Annotated in this window: 18 protein-coding genes and 1 tRNA gene; 12 read left to right on the top strand and 7 right to left on the bottom strand. The window is 66.0% G+C overall.

The genetic code is table 11. From position 1 onward, the window contains the following. Positions 1-7: 7 nt before the first annotated feature. Complete coding sequence (locus F4Y72_10050) at positions 8-1,093, bottom strand: VOC family protein (protein MXZ28630.1); 1,086 nt, start codon at positions 1,091-1,093, stop codon at positions 8-10. A gap of 39 nt (positions 1,094-1,132) precedes the next feature. Between F4Y72_10050 and F4Y72_10045 the strand changes: the two genes are divergently transcribed. Then, on the top strand, positions 1,133-2,008 hold the full coding sequence (locus tag F4Y72_10045) for an alpha/beta hydrolase (protein MXZ28629.1): 876 nt from the start codon (positions 1,133-1,135) through the stop codon (positions 2,006-2,008). An 18-nt stretch (positions 2,009-2,026) separates the two neighbouring features. Continuing rightward, on the top strand, positions 2,027-3,187 hold the full coding sequence (locus F4Y72_10040) for an FAD-dependent oxidoreductase (GenBank protein ID MXZ28628.1): 1,161 nt from the start codon (positions 2,027-2,029) through the stop codon (positions 3,185-3,187). Here the strand turns inward: F4Y72_10040 and F4Y72_10035 are convergent. Next, on the bottom strand, positions 3,184-3,558 hold the full coding sequence (locus tag F4Y72_10035) for a cytochrome c (GenBank protein ID MXZ28627.1): 375 nt from the start codon (positions 3,556-3,558) through the stop codon (positions 3,184-3,186). The two genes, F4Y72_10040 and F4Y72_10035, sit on opposite strands and share 4 nt — an antisense overlap. Then, positions 3,555-5,459 carry a thiamine pyrophosphate-binding protein gene (locus F4Y72_10030; GenBank protein MXZ28626.1) on the bottom strand — a complete coding sequence of 635 codons (1,905 nt, stop codon included), beginning with the start codon at positions 5,457-5,459 and terminating at the stop codon, positions 3,555-3,557. Before F4Y72_10030 ends, F4Y72_10035 begins: the two co-directional genes overlap by 4 nt. Before the next feature lie 283 nt (positions 5,460-5,742). Between F4Y72_10030 and F4Y72_10025 the strand changes: the two genes are divergently transcribed. After that, a complete protein-coding gene (locus F4Y72_10025) occupies positions 5,743-6,612 on the top strand; it encodes a taurine dioxygenase (protein ID MXZ28625.1) in 870 nt (289 codons plus the stop codon). On the opposite strand, the gene F4Y72_10020 is transcribed toward F4Y72_10025, so the two are convergent. Genes F4Y72_10020 through F4Y72_10010 form a run of 3 tightly spaced genes read right to left on the bottom strand, consistent with a single transcriptional unit; the run spans position 6,590 to position 9,637 of the window. Next, entirely contained in the window at positions 6,590-7,429 is an 840-nt protein-coding gene (locus F4Y72_10020) for an alpha/beta fold hydrolase (GenBank protein MXZ28624.1), read from the bottom strand. The two genes, F4Y72_10025 and F4Y72_10020, sit on opposite strands and share 23 nt — an antisense overlap. A 10-nt stretch (positions 7,430-7,439) precedes the next feature. Beyond that, positions 7,440-8,849 carry an MmgE/PrpD family protein gene (locus F4Y72_10015; GenBank protein ID MXZ28623.1) on the bottom strand — a complete coding sequence of 470 codons (1,410 nt, stop codon included), beginning with the start codon at positions 8,847-8,849 and terminating at the stop codon, positions 7,440-7,442. Next, the gene (locus F4Y72_10010; protein MXZ28622.1) at positions 8,798-9,637 is read right to left on the bottom strand and encodes a hypothetical protein; all 840 of its coding nucleotides are present in this window, start codon (positions 9,635-9,637) and stop codon (positions 8,798-8,800) included. The genes F4Y72_10015 and F4Y72_10010 overlap by 52 nt, the downstream gene beginning before the upstream one ends. Between F4Y72_10010 and F4Y72_10005 the strand changes: the two genes are divergently transcribed. Continuing rightward, complete coding sequence (locus tag F4Y72_10005; GenBank protein ID MXZ28621.1) at positions 9,566-10,648, top strand: NAD(P)H-binding protein; 1,083 nt, start codon at positions 9,566-9,568, stop codon at positions 10,646-10,648. The two genes, F4Y72_10010 and F4Y72_10005, sit on opposite strands and share 72 nt — an antisense overlap. Positions 10,649-10,657: 9 nt before the next feature. On the opposite strand, the gene F4Y72_10000 is transcribed toward F4Y72_10005, so the two are convergent. Continuing rightward, positions 10,658-11,242, bottom strand: a complete 585-nt coding sequence (locus F4Y72_10000) for a hypothetical protein (GenBank protein MXZ28620.1) — start codon at positions 11,240-11,242, stop codon at positions 10,658-10,660. 154 nt (positions 11,243-11,396) lie between these two features. Here F4Y72_10000 and F4Y72_09995 point away from each other — a divergent pair, with 154 nt between their 5' ends. The 8 genes from F4Y72_09995 (at position 11,397) to F4Y72_09960 (ending at position 20,379) form a co-directional block, all read left to right on the top strand. Continuing rightward, complete coding sequence (locus F4Y72_09995; GenBank protein MXZ28619.1) at positions 11,397-12,017, top strand: hypothetical protein; 621 nt, start codon at positions 11,397-11,399, stop codon at positions 12,015-12,017. A 67-nt stretch (positions 12,018-12,084) separates the two neighbouring features. Continuing rightward, a tRNA-Ile gene (locus F4Y72_09990) sits at positions 12,085-12,157 on the top strand. Between the two features lie 67 nt (positions 12,158-12,224). Beyond that, on the top strand, positions 12,225-13,706 hold the full coding sequence (locus F4Y72_09985) for an FMN-binding glutamate synthase family protein (GenBank protein ID MXZ28618.1): 1,482 nt from the start codon (positions 12,225-12,227) through the stop codon (positions 13,704-13,706). Positions 13,707-13,715: 9 nt separating this feature from the next. Beyond that, a complete protein-coding gene (locus F4Y72_09980) occupies positions 13,716-14,222 on the top strand; it encodes a tetratricopeptide repeat protein (GenBank protein MXZ28617.1) in 507 nt (168 codons plus the stop codon). Positions 14,223-14,276: 54 nt separating this feature from the next. Then, positions 14,277-15,581: an ABC transporter substrate-binding protein gene (locus F4Y72_09975; protein ID MXZ28616.1), complete on the top strand. Its 1,305-nt coding sequence runs from the start codon at positions 14,277-14,279 to the stop codon at positions 15,579-15,581. Position 15,582: 1 nt separating this feature from the next. Then, positions 15,583-16,320: a hypothetical protein gene (locus F4Y72_09970; protein MXZ28615.1), complete on the top strand. Its 738-nt coding sequence runs from the start codon at positions 15,583-15,585 to the stop codon at positions 16,318-16,320. A 2-nt stretch (positions 16,321-16,322) separates the two neighbouring features. Beyond that, positions 16,323-17,636: an OFA family MFS transporter gene (locus F4Y72_09965; protein MXZ28614.1), complete on the top strand. Its 1,314-nt coding sequence runs from the start codon at positions 16,323-16,325 to the stop codon at positions 17,634-17,636. A 121-nt stretch (positions 17,637-17,757) separates the two neighbouring features. Then, entirely contained in the window at positions 17,758-20,379 is a 2,622-nt protein-coding gene (locus F4Y72_09960; GenBank protein MXZ28613.1) for a TonB-dependent receptor, read from the top strand. The last annotated feature ends 37 nt before the right edge of the window (positions 20,380-20,416 follow it).

Below are 20,416 nucleotides of genomic sequence, written 5' to 3'. Positions count from 1 at the left end.
CCGCCGGCTAGGCAGCAATCACTTCAATGAGTTCGCCGACCGCGCCGCGTAGCGTGAAGCCGTCCGGTTCCGGATTGCCGTGCATGGGCAGGGCGCCTTCGCCCACGGGCTTTATACCGTTGGAGTCGCACTGCGCGCGGCACTTGTCGAGGTCGTTGACGCGGATCGTGAGCATCGCCAGTCCGGTCCGGTCCAGCGAGGTCGGATACACGGTGCCGCTGTCCGCCTTGAATTCCCACACCTCGATGCTGACCCCGCTGCCCACGTTGCCCCACAGGAAGTAACTGTCGTTCGGCGCCCCTATCAGTTCGTTGGCGTTGCGCTGGAAACATTCGAGCTGCGAGCTGCGCTTGAGTCCCAGCGCCTGCTCGAAGAACGCGTCCACCGGGCGCTGGTCGAGACTGGTGATGGCGGCGTTGTGAAACCCGGAATGCAGCCCCGGCAACGTCCAATCCGGCCGGTCGCCGCGCACATTTGCGGTAATGAACATTTGCTCTCCGCCTGGCCCGAAAGCCGCGTAACTCATCACGTCCACGTCGCGTCGCCAGGTCGTGTTGCGGAAATAGTAGTAACGCGGCGGCGAGATCACCGGGGTGTTCGCCGACGCGAGGCGATGGTAGGACTCGGCCGGGTCCCGTGTCCCGCCTTCCATGACCAGCAGCCCTGGGTCCCAGGGGCCGGAGTCGGGCCGCGGGCGGTTGGCCCCGGCCCCCTGCGGCGCTTCGAGCACTCGTACCTGTGCGCTACGGGAGGGCTCCGGCATGTGCAGCGTCGCATAGCGCCTTCCGGCTTTGCCGACGCCGGGGGCGGTCGTGGCATCCGCCGGCAGCGCGCCCTCGTCGGCGAGGCTCATGCCCATCACTTCGGTGTAGAAGCGGATGCTGGCGTCCACGTCCGGCGACACCGTCGTGAAAACCACGATCTTCGCTTCCAGGGGATTGGACTCTTCCGGCGGCGTAAGCGTCATCCCGGACCGGGTGCGAGGCGCCGCCTCCACAGCCTCGTTCGCGGAAGTCTTTCCGGTTGCCGTGCCGCCAATAATCCCCGCCGAAACTGCCATGGCCGATGCCTGCAAAACGTCTCTCCTGTTCATCTGCCGCCCCCCGGCGCCTGAGTGGAGTGCGAATGTATCATGCGGGCTCGCCGTGCAGGGGAAGCCGTGACTGAAGGCTTTGACTTCTTTGTGCCGGGGCCGGCCGGGAAACTCGCGACCCGCAGCAAGGGTCTTGCGCCCGGTTGCGCCGACGTCGTGGTGCTGGTGCAGGGCGCCAACTTGACCGGCCAGGCGGGTTTCGACTTCGGCTTTCCGGGCGGCGAGGACTACTCGCTGATGGACGCCCTGGTGGAGCGGGGCCTGGCTGCCGTGACGTTTTCGCTGCGCGGATATGGCCGGTCCGATGCTCCCGACGATCCGCTCACCGTCGATACGGACGTGGCGATCGAGGATCTGGCGAGCGTCATGGACTGGCTGGCGGCAGGGGGCCACCCGCAGCCGCACCTTCTGGGCTGGTCCTGGGGCGGGCGCATCGTGGCCCGCTACGGCGAACAGCACCCGGACCGGGTGGCGCGCATGGTGCTGCTCGACCCGGCGCTGGGCGGAGGCAACCTGATTCCGTTCGAGCCGGAAGAGCCCTGGTGGAGCGGCGGCTGGGAGTACTTTTTCGAACGCGAAGCGCAGTACGGGGCCGAGGAGATGCGCCGTGCGCTGGCGGACTGGGTCGTCGAGCATGAGCCGCGCTCGCCCAACGGCATCCGGCGCGAGAACGCGCGGGGCAGCATTCCGGCCGACCCCGAGGCGCTGCCTTGCCCGGTGCTGATGATCTACGGCAGCGGCGCGGGCAAGGCCGCCTACATGCACGGCGGAATCCAGCGGGCCGAGTACTTCGAGCGGCTGCCGACAGAGGACAAGGCCCTGGTCGTGGTCCCTGGCGGAGGGGACTACGCGCATCTGCAGCCGGCCCGGCACAGGATTCAGGCGGCGATCGCCGATTTCCTGCTGAAAGCCTGACGGCGTACGGGTTCGAACGTGCAGGCGCAGCGCGTCCTTATCGTGGGCGGAGGGATCGGGGGACTGACCTGCGCGCTGGCGCTGTCCCGCGCCGGCCATTCCGTGCAGCTCTACGAGCAGGCCCCCGCATTCGGCGAGATCGGCGCGGGCATCATGCTGACGCCCAACGCCACCCGCGTGCTGAGGCATTTCGGTCTTGGGGCGCCGCTGGACCGCAGCGGCATGCGTCCGCCTGCCTCCCGCTACCGGCGTTTCGACGACGCGGCGCTGATGGGCGACGCACCGTTGGCGGACGTCATGGAATCGACCCACGGCGCTCCCTGGCTGCACATTCACCGCAGCGATCTGCTGGACGCGCTGCTCTCCGCCGTGAGGAACCAGGGCGGCACGGACCTTTACGCCGGACACCGGGCAACGGGCAGCGCTCAGGACGGCTCAAGCGTCACCGTGCGGTTCGTCAACGGCGCGTCGGCGGAGGGCGACCTGCTGGTGGCATGCGACGGCGTGCGTTCGACCGTGCGCGGCCAGCTTGTCGAACGCGCAGAGGCGCGGTTCCGCGGGCAGGTCGCGTGGCGCGCACTGGTCCCCGCGGGGGGCTTGCCGGAGCGCGTAACCGACCGGGCGTCGGTCGTGTGGATCGGCGAGGACCGGCATATCGTGCAATACGTGCTGCGCGGCGGTTCGCTGGTGAACTACGTGGCCATCGCCGCCCAGCGGGAATGGGTGGAGGAGGGCTGGAACCGGCCCGCGCCACTCGAAGAAGTGCAGAAGGAATTCGCCGGCTGGCATGAGGATGTGCAGTCACTGCTGTCGGCGACTCCCGCGGGCGCGCTCTACAAGTGGGGCTTGTTCGACCGGGACCCGCTGGAGCAATGGGTTTACGGACGCGTGGCGCTGCTGGGCGACGCGGCCCATCCCATGCTGCCCTTCATGGCGCAGGGCTCGGCCATGGCGGTCGAGGATGCCGCGATCCTGGCGCGGTGCATTGAAGCCTTCGACGACCTGGACGTGGCCTTGTCGCGCTACCAGGCGGTGCGCCGCGAACGCACGGCGCGCGTCATCCTGCAGTCCAGGGCGCAGACGAACCTGTACCAGCGCCTGACGGGGGACAAGAAACGGCAGCGCGCCGCCAGCACCGAGTGGGTCTATGGATTCGACGCGACGAGCTGCGCGATCTAGTCGAAATCCAGTTCCGGGATCTCTTCCAGCGGCGGCGGCTCCGGAATGGAACGCACATAGTCGTAGATCTGCCGGAGCTGATCGTCGCTGAGCACCTTCGGCGAATAGGCCGGCATCAGGTTCGTGAACCGGACCAGCCGCGCAAACGCTTCAAAAGGCAGGACGGTCCGGGCAATACGGACGCCGGCCACGCCTCCCTGTCCTTCATAGCCGTGGCACTGCCAACACTGCTGGCTGATATACAGCTCAAGGCCTTCCTTGGCCTCGTCGCCGGGTTCGTCAGGCCACGCAGGCGTGGCGCCCAGAGTCAACAGCAGCAACACCGGGGCGGCAATGCCCGGCGGCAGGGGGATCCGCGAACGCGCGCTCATCTCGGCTGACAGCGAACGTCCACGAATGCCGGCTCTCCGCCATCGACGACTTCCGCGGCGCGGGCCAGGGCCGGGCCCAGATCGGCCGGATCCAGAATCGGCCCCTCGGCCCACACGCCCGTGGCGCGGGCAATGCCGGCCAGGTCGATGTCGGGATTGCGCAATTCGTTGCCGACCCGCCAACTGCTTTCGATTCCGCGCTGGCGCCGCGCCGCCATGCGCTGCAGGTGCATGTATTCCTGGTGGTAGCCCTGGTTGTTGTGGGTCACCGTCAACAGCGGAATGCCGTGATAGGCGGCGGTCCAGAACGCGCCCGGCGTGTACATCATGTCGCCGTCCTTCTGCACGTTGACCGCGAACCGTCCTTGGGGGCGGTGGGCCAGCGCCGCGCCTACGGCCGCCGGAGCGCCGTAGCCGAGACCGGCCCCGCCCGAGCGGCCGATGTACTGATAGTGCCTTTCGATGGGCCACAGCCGGCGGGCCCATCGGCTCTGCGCGCCGTCGTCCGAGACCAGCGCCCAGTCCCGGTCCTTGACCACCTGCCACAGTTCGGCGTAGAGGCGGGCCGTGCTCACCGGAACCGCGTTCCATCCGTAGCGCGCGTCGTCCAGGGCCTGTCCGCGGGCGCGCGAGTGGATCTCCCGCCAGCTGGCCTCCCTCGCGGCGTTGCTCGCGCGCCGCGCGGGCGTCATCGCCGAGAGCACGGCATCGGTCAGCAAGGGCAACGTGGCCTGCGCGTCCCCGGCGATGGAGAGGTCCGAAAGGTAGAAACGCTGGAAATTCTGGTAGTTGGACCTGGTGAACAGGTCGTTGGACCCAATGCTGATCACGCGTGCGTCCGGCCGCGCCTTGCGCACGCTGTCCCGGTGGACCCGGTCGCGCACGGTGTTGATCACGCCCCAGACGTCGAAGAGTTCCAGTCCGAGCACGACGTCGGCCTGGGCCACCGCGGCCGCTCCCTGCGAGAGGTAGTGCGTGTTCGGGAAGTTCATGCGCCCGAACTGGTTGACCACCGGCGCCTGCAGGGCCTCGGCCAGCGCGACGAGCCGGTCCACGCCCTCCTGATCACGGGCCATCAGGTCCGCCACGATGACGGGCGATTCCGCTTCCAGCAGCATGCGAGCCGTCTCCCCGACCGCGCCCTCGTCGCCGATGGGCGGCCGGTTGAGGGAAACGGCAGTCGGGACCAGATCCCGGTCGCCCGCCTCGGCCTCCTGAAGATGCCCGTCCAGCACCACGGCCACCGGCCCCGCCGGCGGCGTCATCGCGATCTTCAGGCCGCGGGCCATGGACTCGGCGTAGTGCTGCAGGGAAAGCGGCATGTCGTCCCACTTGATGTAGTCCCGTATGACCCGCACGCAGTCCTGCGCGGAATGCGACCACTCCACGCCCGCCCGGCGATCCGTCGCCTCCAGGTGGTTGCCCGCGAGCAGAATCATCGGCGCCCGGTCGCACCACGCGTTATAGACCGCCATGGAAGCGTGCTGCAGTCCCACGGTGCCGTGGCAGAGCACGCCCATGGGCTTTCCGCCGACCTTGTAGTAGCCATGGGCCATGGCCGCCGCCTGTTCCTCGTGCACGCAGGTCAGCAGTTCCGGCGCCTGGTTGCCGCCGTAGTTGACGATGGATTCCTGCAGTCCGCGGAAGCTGGAACCCGGGTTGGTGGCGATGTATTCGAGACCGAGCCGCCGGATGACGTCCAGCATGAAATCGGACCCCGGATTGCGGACGAAATACTCGCGCGCCTGCCCGGCCGTATAGCCGTCCGGTATTTCGGATTCCATCGCCTCCTGCGCGGCCGTGGGCGGCATCGCGCCCGGCTCCTGCGCATCGCCGGCCGCCTGCGTTGCCGACGCCTTGCCGGCGGCGCCCACGCCCGCGGCGGCCAACCCGGCCGCCATTGCGGACGAAACGAAATCCCTGCGGTTGACGCGCGCCGGCTCCTCCGGTTCGGACGGAGTTGGATGGGGCTGCTTGTCAGGCTTCACGTGTCCTCCCCGGCATCACGCTGAAGGATTTCCATGATAAGTGCCACGGCCAGGGTTGGCACTGCCGTAGCCCTGCTGGCGCCCCCTTCTTCCAGGAGCGTTGGAGCAAGGACAGCGAGAATCGAGCCAGGATGGCGTCTCCAGGAAGAAGGGGGCGCCAGCAGGGCGGGACCGAAGCGCAGCTACCATATCGCATATGCCGAAACGCTTTTCCAACGCGCGAACAGCCCCAGATGGCGCCGGGCCGGCGCTCGACATCAGGCAATACGCGCCCGCGCTAGGCGCCGAAGTCAGGGGCGTCGATCTCGCGGACGGCCTCGATCCCGCGACGTACGAGCAGGTTCGCGCGGCCCTGCTCGCGCACCAGGTGCTGTTCTTCAAGGACCAGACGGAGATTTCCCCGCGAACTCAAATCGGGATCGGCAGGATGTTCGGCGAGCTTCACATGCACCCAGCCGCCCCTCAGATGGCGGGCTATCCCGAAATCTTCGAAATCTACGTGAGCAGGGACTCGAAGATCGCCAACGGCGAATTCTGGCACTCCGACGTGTCCTGCGACGAAGTGCCGCCGCTCGGCACGATCCTGCAACTGCACATCCTCCCTCCGGTGGGCGGCGACACGCTCTTCGCAAACATGTACGCGGCCTATGACGCTCTATCGGAGCCGATGAAGCGGATTCTCGAAGGACTGAGCGCCCTGCACGAATCCGAACACGTTTACCGCGAGCGCTACTCCGATCGCGGTGTGGACGATACCGGCAAGGAATATCCAAGCGCGACTCACCCCGTCGTCCGTACGCACCCGGAGACCGGCCGCAAGGCGCTTTACGTAAACCGGACGTTCACGACCCGGATCAACGAACTCGAAGCGGCCGAGAGCGAAGCGCTGCTCGGATTCCTCTTCGATCACTGCGAAGGCATCGACTTTCAGATCAGGTATCGCTGGGAACGCAACGACGTCGCCTTCTGGGACAACCGCTGCGCGATGCATCGGGCGATCTGGGACTACCGGCCCGCCCGGCGCAAGGGGCGGCGCGTCACGATCAAGGGCGACCGCCCTGTTTGACCGTGGGGACGGCCTGAAGGAATTTCCCGACCAGGGCCGCCGTGGCTTCCGGCTGTTCGATCACCAGGTAGTGGCCGCAGTCGGGAAGAACGACCAGTTCGCAGCCTGGGATCATCTGCCGAATCGAGGAAAAGCCGATCCCGCTTCCCGCCGGGCTGAACGGCGTCATGTTGTCCTCTTCCCCCGCGATCAATAGCGAGGGCGCTTTGATCCGGCGCGCCCAGGGACTCAAGTCCACCTGTTCCAGGGTTTTCGTGCCGCGCACGAACGCGTCCACGTCGGTCCGGCTGAACGCCTCGCGCATCGAGGCGAGCTGCGCTTCGGCCTCCTGGCGCTCATAGAACGCCCTCCCGAAACCGGCCACGGCGGTCAGGTCCGCTACGGCCGCCATACCGCTATCGCGCGCCGCCCGCCTCCAGGTTGCGCGCATCATGCGGGCCGCGCCGTCGTAGCGGGCCAGAAAGCAGCTCAGCACCAGCCGGTCGACCGACTTCGGATACTTCGCCGCAAGGATCAGGGCCACCATCGCGCCGAAGGAAGTCCCGTGCACGTGCACCGGCGCCAGTTCCAGCGCCCCGATGAACTCGTGCACCTGATCGGCAACGCCTTCCAGACCGCCCTCCCGCGGCGCGCCGGAGCTCTGGCCATAGCCGGGGAGATCGAAATCGATGACCTCGAAGTCGTCGGCGACGAAGGGCGTCAGGCGCTCGAAATTGCGGTGCCCGAACGCCGACCCATGGATGTGCAGTACCGGAACACCGCTGCCGGAGCGCCGGTACCAGATCGTTTCTCCGCCGGGCAGTGAAAGGGTCGTCATGGCAAGCGGCTCAGGCGAGCCGGCACAGCGACATCATGCCGTCGATGTCGGGGGCGGATTCCAGGTCCCAGACCGCTGCAAGAATTTCATCGACACGGCCGGCAGGCAATACGGGTTCCGCCGAGGCGCGAAAGATCCCGGCAAGTTCGTCGTCGCTCATCCGCCGGCCGGGGCTGCCGAGGAACGCATCCACCGAGGTGGACTCGGTCGTGCCGTCGGTGAACTCGATTTCCATCGAGCAGCCGTCGAAACTCTCGCGGGTCTCGTCGCGCACCAGTTCAATGCGTGAGCGCAGCGCCAGGATATCGGGATCGGTGTAGGCGGGCTCGCGCATTTCGTCCAGCGTAAAGCGGCCGCGCCGCCAGGCCGCCGCGACGCAGAAACAGAGGTCGAAGCGCGCGGTGAGTTCGCTGTGCGGATCGCCAAAGCGCTCCATGCGTTCGTCGCAGATGTCCACGACGATGGGCTCGACCAGGATGCGCACCCGCGCCACTTTCCGGCCGTTTGCCCTCGGCCGCAATGCGAGCGCGCATTCGATCGGGGCGTGGGTGATAGTTTCGGTGGGCACCGACTTGTAGCTCTGGCCGTGGATGCACCAGGGGTCCGCCAGCGAATCGAGGACTTCTTCGATTTTCCCGGCCGGTTCGTCCGAGTACGACTCGCGCATTCCCTTGTCGCCTTCGAAGGCGGTCGCGGGCGCGTCCATTCCGCGCCCGGCCAGTTCGGCCGCGGTCAGTCCCGACATGGCGGTCGCACCGGTGATGTAGGACAGCGTCATGCTCCCCACCGACTCGTAAGTGCCGAAGGCCGTGCACATGGCGATGGCCAGCGCGTTGCGCATGCGCTGGCCGTCCAGTCCCGCCAGCAGCGAGCAGGCGGCGGCCGCGCCGACCCCGCCCGTCAGTCCCGCCGGTACGAAACCGCGGTAGTAGCCGGTGGGCATCAGCGCCCGGGCGCAGGCCAATTCCACTTCGATGCCCAGCGACAGCGCGTCCACCACGTCACGCCCGCTGTTGCCGCCGGATTGTGCCGCCGCCAGCACGGCGGGCAGTACCGCGGAGGTAGCGTGCATGTAGCAGGGAATGTAGGTGTCATGAAAATCCAGCACTTCGAACAGGGCGCCGTTCACCATCGCCGCGCGGGCCGGCTCCATGCGCGTCCCCAGCCACAGTACCTGCGCATTGCCCTCGCCGCCGGTCGCGCCGGCCCAGTCGTTGAGAATGCGCACCACTTCGTGATCGGTCGCGCCCACCGAAGCCTTGAGCTGATTCAGCAACAGGCGCTTCGCCTCGTGGCGGACATCGTCCGGAACGCCGTCGCCGGCATGTTTCCGGGCAAACGCCACCAGCCGTTCGGCCACCGTGAGATTCACACGCCCTCTCCGGATGTGCCATCGCTCGCCACGGGCCCGTACATCCATTCCAGCAGGCCGGGTTCCGTCTGGTTGTCCGCGCCCAGCGCCCCGATGGCCTGGTGGGCGGCATATCCGCGTAGCCCGACGAGGGTGGGCCGGCCGGCGTAGACACTGGTGTAGCAGGCCGCCACCGGATAGGCGTGAATCGTGCGGATCGGGCCTGCCCAATCCACGCCGACCCGGTCACTGAGCAGATCCCGGCCCACCTCCCGCTCGCTCAAGACGATTTCAATTGTGGCCTGGTATTGCTGCTCCGTCGGGTGTGTCTTGATCGGATAACCGGCCTTGCGCTCGGCCTCCATGTCCGGGACTTCGAACAGGCTCATGCGGACCCGCAGCACGCCATCGAACTCCGACCAGCGCCGGGCCAGGGTCCGGACGCATGCCCGAAAAGAGGATTCGTCCGCCCGCTGCCGCATGAACAGGGCGTAAGCCGGTTTGGCCGGCGGACCCTGGGGCGCGGCGTCGGCCGTGCGGTCCACCAGGGTGAGGGCATTCGAACCCACGGCGCGATAGGTCGTGCTCCTTTCCACGATCAGATCGATGTCGCCGAGCAGGTGGGGCTTCACTTCGGGCGGCGGCATGGCGTCGAAGGCCGCCAGGCCGGCCTCGTCCAGGTAACGGACGTCCGAATTCCACATGAGCCGCTCGCCGAGGGGACAATCGAGTTCGACACCCTTGACGGCGCCGAACAGCGCGGAATCGACCTCGTCGTACTGGTAATGCCGGTAATCGTAAATTCCGGCCCGGCGTGTAATGGCGGGGCTATGGACGTCCCGCCAGTAGCGGCGCACCCAGGAAAGCGGCAGTTCCGGCTTTTTCCAGCCGCAGGTGATGCGGGCGAGTCCGGCCCGGTTTTCAATATCGGTCAGGGTGCTCATTCCTTGCGATGCTTCGGCCGTGTTTATAACATGTACGGCGCGAATTTCTTCAGTCAGACGGAACCTGTTCATATGACCATTCTCGTAGCCGGCGCGACCGGCAATGTCGGCCGCCCGACGGTGGCGGCCCTGCTTTCCTCGGGTGAAACGGTGCGCGCGCTGAGCCGCTCGGAAGACAAATTGGGCGCCCTTCCGGAGGGCGCGGAAGGGGCCGTGGCGGACCTGGAAACGGGCAGCGGCCTGGACGCGGCTTTCGACGGCGTGGACCGGTTCTTCCTGATCACCGCCAACGGGGAAACGGAGACGCAACGCGGCCTGAACGCCGTCAACGCCGCGAAGGCGGCCGGCGTCGGAAGGATCGTCTACCTGTCGGTCCACAACCCGGACCAGGAGCCCCCGATTCCGCACAGCCGCAGCAAACTGCCCATCGAGGCGGCGATCAGGGAAAGCGGCGCCGAGTACACGATCCTGCGCCCGAGTTACTTCAACCAGACCGACCTGTCCGTGGTGCGCGTCGTCAAGGACTTCGGCGTCTATCCGATGCCCATCGGGACGATCGGCCAGAACCGGGTGGACACGCGCGACATCGCCGACTGCGCCGTGCGCGCATTGACGGAAGACGGACACAACGGCGCCGAATACGACCTGCACGGCCCGGACACGATCAGCGGTCCCGGGGCGGCGGCGGTCTACGCCAGGCACTTCGGGCGCGAGGTCTTTTACGGCGGCGACGACGTGGAGAAATGGGGCGAGTCGGTCAAGGCCTTTCTCGCGCCCTGGCTGCTGGATTCGCTCAAGAAGATGTTTCTGGCCCAGCAGGCGCATGGCCCCGCGGCCAGCGAAGCCGAGGTCGCCGCGTCACAGGAGGCGGTCGGCCATCCCCTGCGCAGCTTCGACGCTTTCGTGGCCGAACTGGCCGGGTAATTGGGGCCGCTACCGCTGCTGATACCGCGCCCGGCCAGCTGGCCGGGGCGGATCGCAGAATGGGCTGCGCCCATAGTCCAGGGCGTACGCGTCATGGACATATAACGCGCCGCAGTAATCGCACTCCGTGATCACAAGTTCGTGCGTCTCCCCCAGGGCGCGTAGCAGGGTGGCGGCGAGTTCCAGCGACATTTCTCCGCCGGGCATCATGCGGCGGTGCATTTCGTAGGCGTCGCACAGGCGGCGCCCCTGCGACAGAAGGCTCAGCGAACCCGGCACCCTGCACCGGGCCGGGCCGTCCGGCACGAGCAGTCCGGCGTGCATGAATAGCGAAACCAGGACGGTCGATTCGCAATGCCGGTGGCGGGTCTTGAAGAAATGGGCCACGCGGCTGGGTGGCCGGCCCCGCTTGCGCCGGGGCAGCCTGTTTTTGCCATGCTCGGCCACATAGCTGACATAGGCCTTGCGTATGCGGTCGCTGGAGAGGCCCGTGTACCGTCCGATTGTGCTCGTGCGGGCCTGCAATCCGAGCATGCGGATGGCCAGATGGAAGCGGTCCAGTTCACCGTCATAACGGCTTTGCGTTACACGCATGGGGCAGGCTTTCTACCGAATTCCAACCGCGATTGCAATCGAAAAATTGGACAATCAGGCCACTTTTTCGGGGTTGATCGCGAACGCGGTGTTTGTCTCAATAGTAAAGGAAAGAAAAACAACGACAATATGTCGAACCCGCAAGGAGTAACGAATGGCAGACGAATCAGAAGAACGAAAGCGACTGGAAGAAATCTTCGAAATCAACCGTCGCTTTGTCGATTTGATTGCTCAACTTGACGGTGAAGCAGCCGAAAGCAAGTATGGGCTTCCCGAAGAATTATGCCGCGAAATCAGGGCATTGACGGATTCGCAGCGCGATCTGGTGGCTAGCGTGCCGCTGCTGCTGGTTACCGTTACCCGCGGCGCCGTCGAGAAGGCGGAGACGGTGCGTGACAGCGAAGAAGGAGAGGACCGGGGCATGCTCGGGAACGAGGCCGCGGAGCAGGTGTTCGGCGCGGCGCTGATGACCTGGCTCACACAGGACGCCCAGCAGAAGCACACGCTCTCGTCGCTCTGGCTGGGCGCCGCCGGCCAGGAAGGAGAACCGGTGCGCAATCTGAACTTCGGCGACATTCAGGGCCTGGCCCCCCACTCGGGTAGCATTCTGAAGGCCCGGTTCGCCGACCGGCCCAAGGTATGGAGCGAACTGCTGGAAGCTGCGAGATCCGATGATCCGCAGCGCCAGCATCTCGCCCGGCTGGCCGTGCTTCCGCACTCCTATCCCATCAGGGGCAACACCGGACCCGGTTCCTGGCGCAAACGCCGGCGCTAGAGCCGCGGCAGCGGGGTCGGGCGACCCGGCTAAAAACGCTGGTGCGGCTATACTTCGAGCCTTCGGAGGGCCTGTAGCTCAGTGGTAAGAGCAGGTGGCTCATAACCACTTGGTCGCAGGTTCGAATCCTGCCAGGCCCACTGTGTGCTGTCGGACAGCACACCAGGCCGCCCCTTCCGAAACCGGGTGGCCGCATGGGGGTTGAGCATGATGGAATTCGTTGATCAGGCCGTCGAACTCCTGACGCGCCTGTTTCTTCTTGCGGTCGGGACCACGCTGCTGGCGCTGTTCGTGCTGCTGATCGTGGACCTTGCGCAGACTGCCAACGCCGTTCGCCGCAATTACCCGGTCATCGGCCGTTTCCGCCGGATTTTCGAGGTCATGGGCGAGTTCATGCGGCAGTACATGTTCGCGATGGACCGGGAGGAAATGCCGTTCAACCGGGCGCAGCGCAACTGGGTCGGCCGGGCTTCCAGCGCCGGCTCCATGACCGTGGCCTTCGGCTCGACCCGCGAAACGCGCTGGCCGGGCACGGCCATCTTCGCCAACGCGCCCTTCGGCCTGCTGGACGAGGAATGCCGCGACACCTCGAAGGTGACGGTGGGCGCGGACGGTCCCAATCCCTACACGACCAACCGCATCTTTCACATTTCCGGAATGAGTTTCGGGGCCATATCCAGGCCGGCGGTCACGGCGCTCGGCAAGGGCGCGGCGACGGCCGGATGCTGGATGAACACCGGCGAGGGCGGGCTCTCGCCCTGGCACCTGGAGGCCGGCAACGACATCGTGTTTCAGTTCGGAACGGCCAAGAACGGCGTGCGCACGCCCGATGGCGCGCTTAGCGAGGAACGCCTCGGGGAAGTCGGCTCGAACCCGCAGGTGAAAATGATCGAGATCAAACTGAGCCAGGGCGCCAAACCCGGCAAGGGCGGGATCCTGCCGGGCGCGAAGGTGACCGGCGAGATTGCCCGCATCCGCGGTATCCGTACCGGCGAGGACGCCGTAAGCCCGAACCGCCATCGCGAGGTGAGCAACAACGGGGAACTGCTGGACCTGATCGCCAGGGTTCGGGACGTGGGCGGCAAACCCACCGGCTACAAGGCCGTGGTCGGCAATCCGCAGTGGCTGGATGAGCTGTTCGAACTGATCAACCGACGCGGGCCGGACGCGGCGCCCGATTTCATTACCGTGGACTCCGGCGACGGCGGCACGGGCGCGGCCCCGATGCCGCTCATGGACAACGTGGGCATGGTGCTGCGGGAGAGCCTGATCATGCTGGTGGACGCGCTTGAGCGCCACGGCCTTCGCGATCGTGTGCGGGTGGTGGCCAGCGGCAAGCTGATCACGCCCACGGAGGTGGCTTGGGCACTGTGCGCGGGGGCGGACTTTGCGGTGTCCGCCAGGGGCTTCATGTTCGCCCTGGGCTGCATACAGGCGATGCGCTGCAACAAGAACACCTGCCCCACGGGCATCACCACCCACAACCGGCGGCTGCAACGCGGTCTCGATCCGCCCACCAAGGCGGTGAGCGTGGCCAATTACCAGCGCCGGATCGAGGAGGAACTGAAGATCATCGCGCATTCCTGCGGTGTCGCCGAGCCGCGGCTGCTGCGCCGCGAGCATTGCCGGATCGTTCAGCCGGACGGCCGCAGCCGGCCGCTGTCGGAGATCTACCCGAAGGCAGCGTAAGATATAGACATGTCGGTATCGATACGCGCATGCCTCGTCTGCCTCTCAAGCGCCATGATGCTGGCGTCGGGGCCGGCGGTGGGGCAGAGTTCCGCATCCCAGTCGGTGTTCGGGGCCGATCCGAATCTTTCCGACGGGGCCCTGGCGCTGCGCCTGGGCGACTTCGAGGAGGGTATACGGCTGACCCTGGAGGGATTGCGTTCGCCGGCGGGAACAGCCCACAGCATTCGCACGCGCTCATCCGCGCACAACAACCTTTGCGCGGGCTACGTGATGGGCGGCAAGTTCCAGGAGGCGCTGGAGCACTGCAACGAGGCACTCCGGCTGAAGCCGAACAACTGGCATGCGTACTCCAATCGCGCCGTGCTGCATACCCTGACCGGGAGCCTGAGCAAGGCGGCCGAGGACATAGAACAAGGCAAGCGCATCAACCCCGATGCAAAGCGGCTAAGGGAAGCGGAGGAATTCCTGAATGCGCGCAGAGCCGCCCGCGACCGGACCGTGAGACAGACTTGATGGTCCCACTGTGGAATATGGGAGTTTCCTGACAGCGCGTCGCCGGATTCGTTCATGCTGACGAGAAAGGAGCTGATCCGTTACGGACTGGCGGCCGCCGTTCTGGCGCCGTGGGGAAGGGTGTTCGGCGGGACGGCGAGCCGTTTCCTCCAGGCGGACACCGATCCGGCGGACACCGGCTCCGGCGGCCCGCAGTACGCCGGCGAGATCGTGCTCGGCGTATCGGCGGCGTTTTCCGGGCCGTCCCGGGGGCTGGGCACCGAACTCTACCGCGGCGCAAGCGCCTACTTCAGCCGGGTGAACGAGAACGGCGGCATCAACGGCCGCAGGATTGTGCTCAAGATGTACGACGACGGTTACCAGCCCGACCCGTGCGTGGAAAACACGATGAAGCTGATGCTGGAGGACCAGGTCTTCCTGCTGTTCGGCTACGTGGGAACGCCTACCGTCACGCGCGTGCTGCCGCTGCTGAAGAAATTCCAGGACGAAAACATCTTCATGTTCTTTCCCTTCACCGGCGCCCAGCCGCAGAGGCAGCCGCCGTACGGCGATTTCGCCTTCAACCTCAGGGCTTCCTACGCGCAGGAGACCGCCGGCCTGGTCAACAACTTCCTGGGCATCGGCAAGGAGCGCATCGCCGTTTTCTACCAGGCGGACGCCTACGGCCGCAGCGGCTGGGCCGGCGTAAGGGCGGCCCTGGCGCCGCACGGTCTGCGCATCGCCGGCGAAGCCACCTACAGCCGCGGCGCGCCGTTCACCGGCACCATGCGCCGCCAGGTCGAGATCCTCAAGGCGGCCGAGCCGGACGCGGTCATATGCATCGGGGCCTACGCGGCCTGCGCAGCGTTTGCCCGTGACGCCGTCGACCTCGGACTGGATGTGCCCATCGCCAACCTGTCCTTCGTGGGCAGCGAGAACATGCTCAAGTTGCTGACCGAGGGGCGCGAGGACGGCGAGGCCTATACCCGGCTGCTGGTCAATTCCCAGGTCGTTCCGAGTTACGAGGACCTGTCGCTGCCCTGCGTGCGCGAATACCGCGAACTCATGGCCCGCTACGACCCACAGGTTCCGCCCGAACTGGTCAAGGAGGAGTACGCGCCCTTCCCCTACAGTTTCGGCAGCCTGGAGGGCTTCCTCAACGCCAAGCTGCTGGCGGAAATACTCAGCCGGCTGGACGGCGAGGTCGATCGGGCAAGGCTGGAGGAAGCGGTCTTTTCGGTGAGGGATTTCGATCTCGGGGTCGGCGAGGCGGTTTCGTTCGGGCCGGACCGGCGCCAGGGACTGCAGACCGTTTACTACACGGTCGTCGAGGACGGCCGTTTCGTCACTTTACAGGATTGGCAAGCCAAATTTGCATGACATGAAAATCGAGAAACTATTCCGGCGCACGCGATTCGGCATATTCGCCGTTTTCGGCGTGATCGTTTTTTCGACGTCCGCCCTCTGCGTCTATACGGTCAATACGGAGCTGTCGGCCGAGTACGAGATCAACAGCAGGAACATCGCCAAGACCGTGGCGGACTCCAGCGTGGACATTCTCCTGAACCGCGACATGGCCACCCTGCAGTCGCTGGTGGACCAGTTCATCGAAATTCAGGGGATCCGTTACATCTACATCACCAGCGAAACCGGCGAATACCTCGCGCATACCTTTGTGCCGGGCATACCCGAGGCCATTCTCGAAAGCGATCATCGCAGCACCGAACCCGTGGAGCGGGAAATTCCGGGAATGGGCTATTTCGTGGAAGTCGGCAGCCCGATCCTGGCCGGGGTGGCCGGGACCGTTCATGTGGGCATGGATCTGGACGTGGTGGCGCTCAAGATCCAGCGGGCCATCGGGCAGCAGATTTATCTTGTTGCCGGAATCCTGGTGTTCGGCGTACTGGCCGCGATCTGGCTCGTCAACCTGGCGGCGCGGCCGCTCGGCGAGTTGCTGGCCTACGCGGTGGATCTCGCCAGGGATGAGGACCAAGGCGCGGTGTCGGACAGGGAAATACTGGGCCGGGACGATGAAGCCGGCCACCTGGCCCGCCTGTTCCTGTACGTTGCCCGGAAGGGGCCCAAACCCGAGTCCCTGAAGGCCGCGCCGCTGGCGTAACGATGAAAACGATTCGCTTGCCGCGGACCGTCATCGCGCTTTTCTGCACGACGCTGCAGGTGTGCCTGGGCACGGTCTACGCCTGGAGCTTCTTTCAGACGATCCTGGTCAGGCAATCGGGTTGGACGTTTACCCAGTCCGCATGGGCATTCAGCATCACGATCTTTACGCTCGGCGTCTCGGCCGCATGGGCCGGGCAGGCGCTGCCGCGGCAGGGGCCGAGGCGGCTGGCCCTGCTGGGCAGCGCCCTGTTTTCCGTCGGATACCTGATCGGCGGCCTCGCGCTGTACCTGGACTGGATTCCGCTGTTCTACCTGGGCTACGGAGTGATCGGCGGCGCGGGCATCGGGATGGGATACGTGACGCCGGTCGCTACCGTCGCGAAATGGTTTCCCGACCGCAAGGGACTGGTTACGGGCATCGTGGTGATGGGATTCGGTGTGGGCGCCTTTCTGCTGAGCAAGGGCCTGGCGCCCCTGCTCGTATTGCAGGCGGGCCAGGACCTGTCGCTGGTGTTTGTGTGGCTGGGCGTGATTTTCGCTTGCGTACTGATTCCCTGCAGCTTCTTCCTGAGCAATCCCCCGGAAACGGAGCCGGCGCCCGGGACTCCGTCCGCGCCGCAGGCATCCGCCGCCGGCGGGACCGAGTCGGTGTGGCCGTACATCAGGTCCCCGGCTTTCGTCATACTCTGGATCGTTTTCTTCTTCAATATCGCCGCGGGCATCTCCGTGATCAGTTTCCAGTCGGAGTTGCTGCAGGAGGTCTGGGGGCTGTCCGATCCTTCGCTCGAACCGGCCATACTTGCCGAATACGGCGCAACGCTGATTGCCGTGAGCTCCCTGTGCAACGGCGTGGGACGCCTGTTCTGGGGATTGTTGTCCGACCGCATCGGACGGGTGGCCGTGTTCCGGATCCTGCTGGCCAGCCAGATGGTGGTGTTCGGTATCCTGATGACCGAAACCAATCCCATCGTGTTTTCCGCGCTGGTCTGCTATGTGCTGCTGTGTTTCGGCGGCGGGTTCGCCACCATGCCGTCGTTTGTGCTGGACGTTTTCGGTCCGAAGAAGATGTCCACCATCTACGGCGCCATCCTCACGGCCTGGGCGGCGGCCGGCATTGCCGGGCCGGTGTACGTAGGCTACCTGAAGGACGTGTATCCCGACCGGGCCGTGCTCTACTGCTTCCTGATCGGCGTGATGATGCTCGGCGCCGGCTTCGTGTTTTCCTACCTCCTGAGCGACAGCCGGATCCGGCTGGGCCGGCCCACGATGGAGGCGACGCTGCGCGAGTACGGTATCCCGCAACCCGCGACCTGACCCCGGGGGCGAAGGCGTCCCGTCCTCCGCGAAGGCGGGACGCCGCGAGGGACATGTCCTCGCTCTCCGGAAACCCGGTATCTGCTAGGATGCGCCGGCGAATGAATGCGGGGGCAGCGCAATGAATACCTGTATACGCAAGGTTCTCCTTGCATCGGCGGTTTGTTTTGTGGGCGCGCCCGGGGCTGCCGCTCAGGAGCCCGCATCGGGCGAGCAGGAGGCTTCGACGCCCGTGCTGGAGGAAATCGTCGTGGTCGGAACCCGGCGCAAGGACGCGAGCCTGGACAACGTGCCGGTTCCCGTGGACGTGGTGTCGGGCGAGGACCTGATGAACCAGGGCGCAACCGATCTTGACGATCTGCTGCGAAACACGACGCTGTCCTACAACGTGCAGCGGCACGGCATCGACGACGAAGCGACCCTGGTGCGGCCCGCCACCCTGCGCGGCCTGCCGCCCGATTCGGCGCTGGTGCTGGTGAACGAGAAGCGCCGTCACCGCTCCGGCGTGATTGCGTTTCTCGGCAGTTCGCTCAATTCCGGCTCGCAGGGGCCGGACCTGTTCGTGATCCCGGCCATCGCGATCGACCGTGTCGAGATTCTGCGCGACGGCGCCTCGGCCCAGTACGGGTCCGACGCGATTGCGGGAGTAATCAACTTTCAGCTCAGGAACAGTTCGGAGGGCGGAATGCTGGAGGCCCGCTACGGCGAGTACTACGAGGGCGACGGCGGATTGACGCAAGTGGCGGGCAATGTCGGGCTGCCGCTGGGCGCCGCCGGTTTCCTCAATCTGAGCGCGGAGTACAAGACGTTGGACCCGACGGTCCGGGCAGTCCAGCGGGCCAACGCCTCGGCGCTGGCGGCGCAGGGCTACCCGGTTGCCGAGCCGGCCCAGATCTGGGGCAACCCGGTCATCGACGATGCGATCACCACGTTCTACAACATGGCCGCCGAACTGCCGTCAGGGATCGAGCTCTACTCCTTCGGCAACTATTCGACGCGCACGTCGGAAGGCGGCTTCTTCTTCCGCGCTCCCGGGGGCAGCGCGGCGCGCAACGGCGTTTTCCGCACCGGCTCGCGGCGCCTGGTCGCGGACCTGAACCCCAATGACGCGATCGACTGCCTGGCGGCCGTTCCGGGGCTGGAGGCCGACTTCAGCGCCGTGAGCGCGTTCGTACAGTCCACGCGGGGTTCCTGTTTTCTCTTCAACGAGCGTTTCCCCGGCGGTTTTACGCCCCGTTTCGGGGCCGACATCACCGACTTCAGCCTTACCGGGGGGCTGCGCGGTGAATTTCTGAACGGCCTGAGCTGGGATTTGAGCGTTTCAGGCGCCGAAAGCCAGGTCGCGTTCTTCATGCGCAACACGATCAACGCGTCGCTGGGGCCCGAGACGCCCACCGACTTCAAGCCGCGCGAATACGTACAGAACGAGACCAACGTGAACCTGGACGCCGTTTATCCGCTCGAGGTCGGCGCGTTCTACTCGCCGCTGAACGTGGCCGCGGGACTGGAGTGGCGCAGCGAGGAATTCGAAACGGTGGCCGGCGATCCGGACTCGTACCGCGTCGGGCCCTACGCCGACGGCCGCATCGCCGGTTCCTTCAGCATCGGTTCGAACGGATTCCAGGGCCTGAATCCGCGCAATGCGGGCAAGTGGGACCGCCCGAACTACGCGGCCTACGTCGATCTGGAGGCCGACCTGACGGCCGACCTGACCATGGGCTTTGCGCTGCGTTACGAGGACTTTTACGACGATTTCGGCACCACGGTCAACGGCAAGCTCTCGGCCTTGTGGCGGGCGTCCGAAGATCTCGCCCTGCGCGCGACGGCCAGCACCGGTTTTCGCGCACCTTCGCCCGGTCAGGCGAACGTATCGGTGCTTTCGACAACATTCGGCGGTCTCGGAGGATTGCGGGAAGTCGGCAAGGTCCCGCCCACGAATCCCGTGGCCCGGGCGCTGGGCGGCGAACCGCTGAAGGAGGAGACCTCGGTCGGCTTTTCAGTGGGGCTGACCTGGGATTTCTCCGCGGACGCCCGCATCAGGGCCGACTTCTTCCGCATTGAAATCGACGACCGCATTTCGCCGACCGGCGATATCCGGATTACCGACCAGATCGCGCTGCTGCTGGAGCAAAGCGGCCTGGCGGCGGGAAGCGAGGTGACGACCATCAACTTCCTGACCAACGATTTCGGCACCACGACCACCGGCCTCGACGTGTCCCTGAACTACGCTTTCGCAGCATTCGGGGGAAGCAGCGAACTGACGCTGGCCTGGAACTGGACCCGGACCGAACTGGACGACTTCTCGCCCCCGTTTACGGTCAGCGAAGTCCTTGGGACACAGCTGGACGAAGTCCAGACCGTCAGCCTGCTGTCGATGCGCCGCCGCACCGAACTGGAAGACATGAACCCCGCGCACCGCATCGCGGCTACCTGGGACCATGCCTGGGGCGCCTGGCGCCTGCTAGCCCGGGGAAGCTATTTTGCCGGCTGGGACGCCTGCCGTTTCCAGAGCGCCGGCTGCGCCAGCCTCGATTCCTGGGGCGGCGATTTCCTGGTGGATGCGGAACTGAGCTACGACTTCGCCGGCGGATACACCGCGAGCGCCGGAGTGCAGAACCTGTTCGATACTTCGCCCGGCGCCGTCGAGGCGGAGTCTTCGGGCCAGGGTAACGCACAGCCCGAGAGTTCCCCGTACGACTACAACGGCGGGTTCGTCTACTTCCGCTTGAGTTACCGTTTCTGACGCCGTCGGTGGTACCATATGAGGGCCTCGTAAGCGT

The sequence above is a fragment of the Gammaproteobacteria bacterium genome (assembly GCA_009838035.1).
Classification (GTDB): domain Bacteria; phylum Pseudomonadota; class Gammaproteobacteria; order Steroidobacterales; family Foliamicaceae; genus Foliamicus.
The sequence above is the reverse complement of the archived record's forward strand: the minus strand, read 5'-3'. Positions and strand labels throughout refer to the sequence as shown.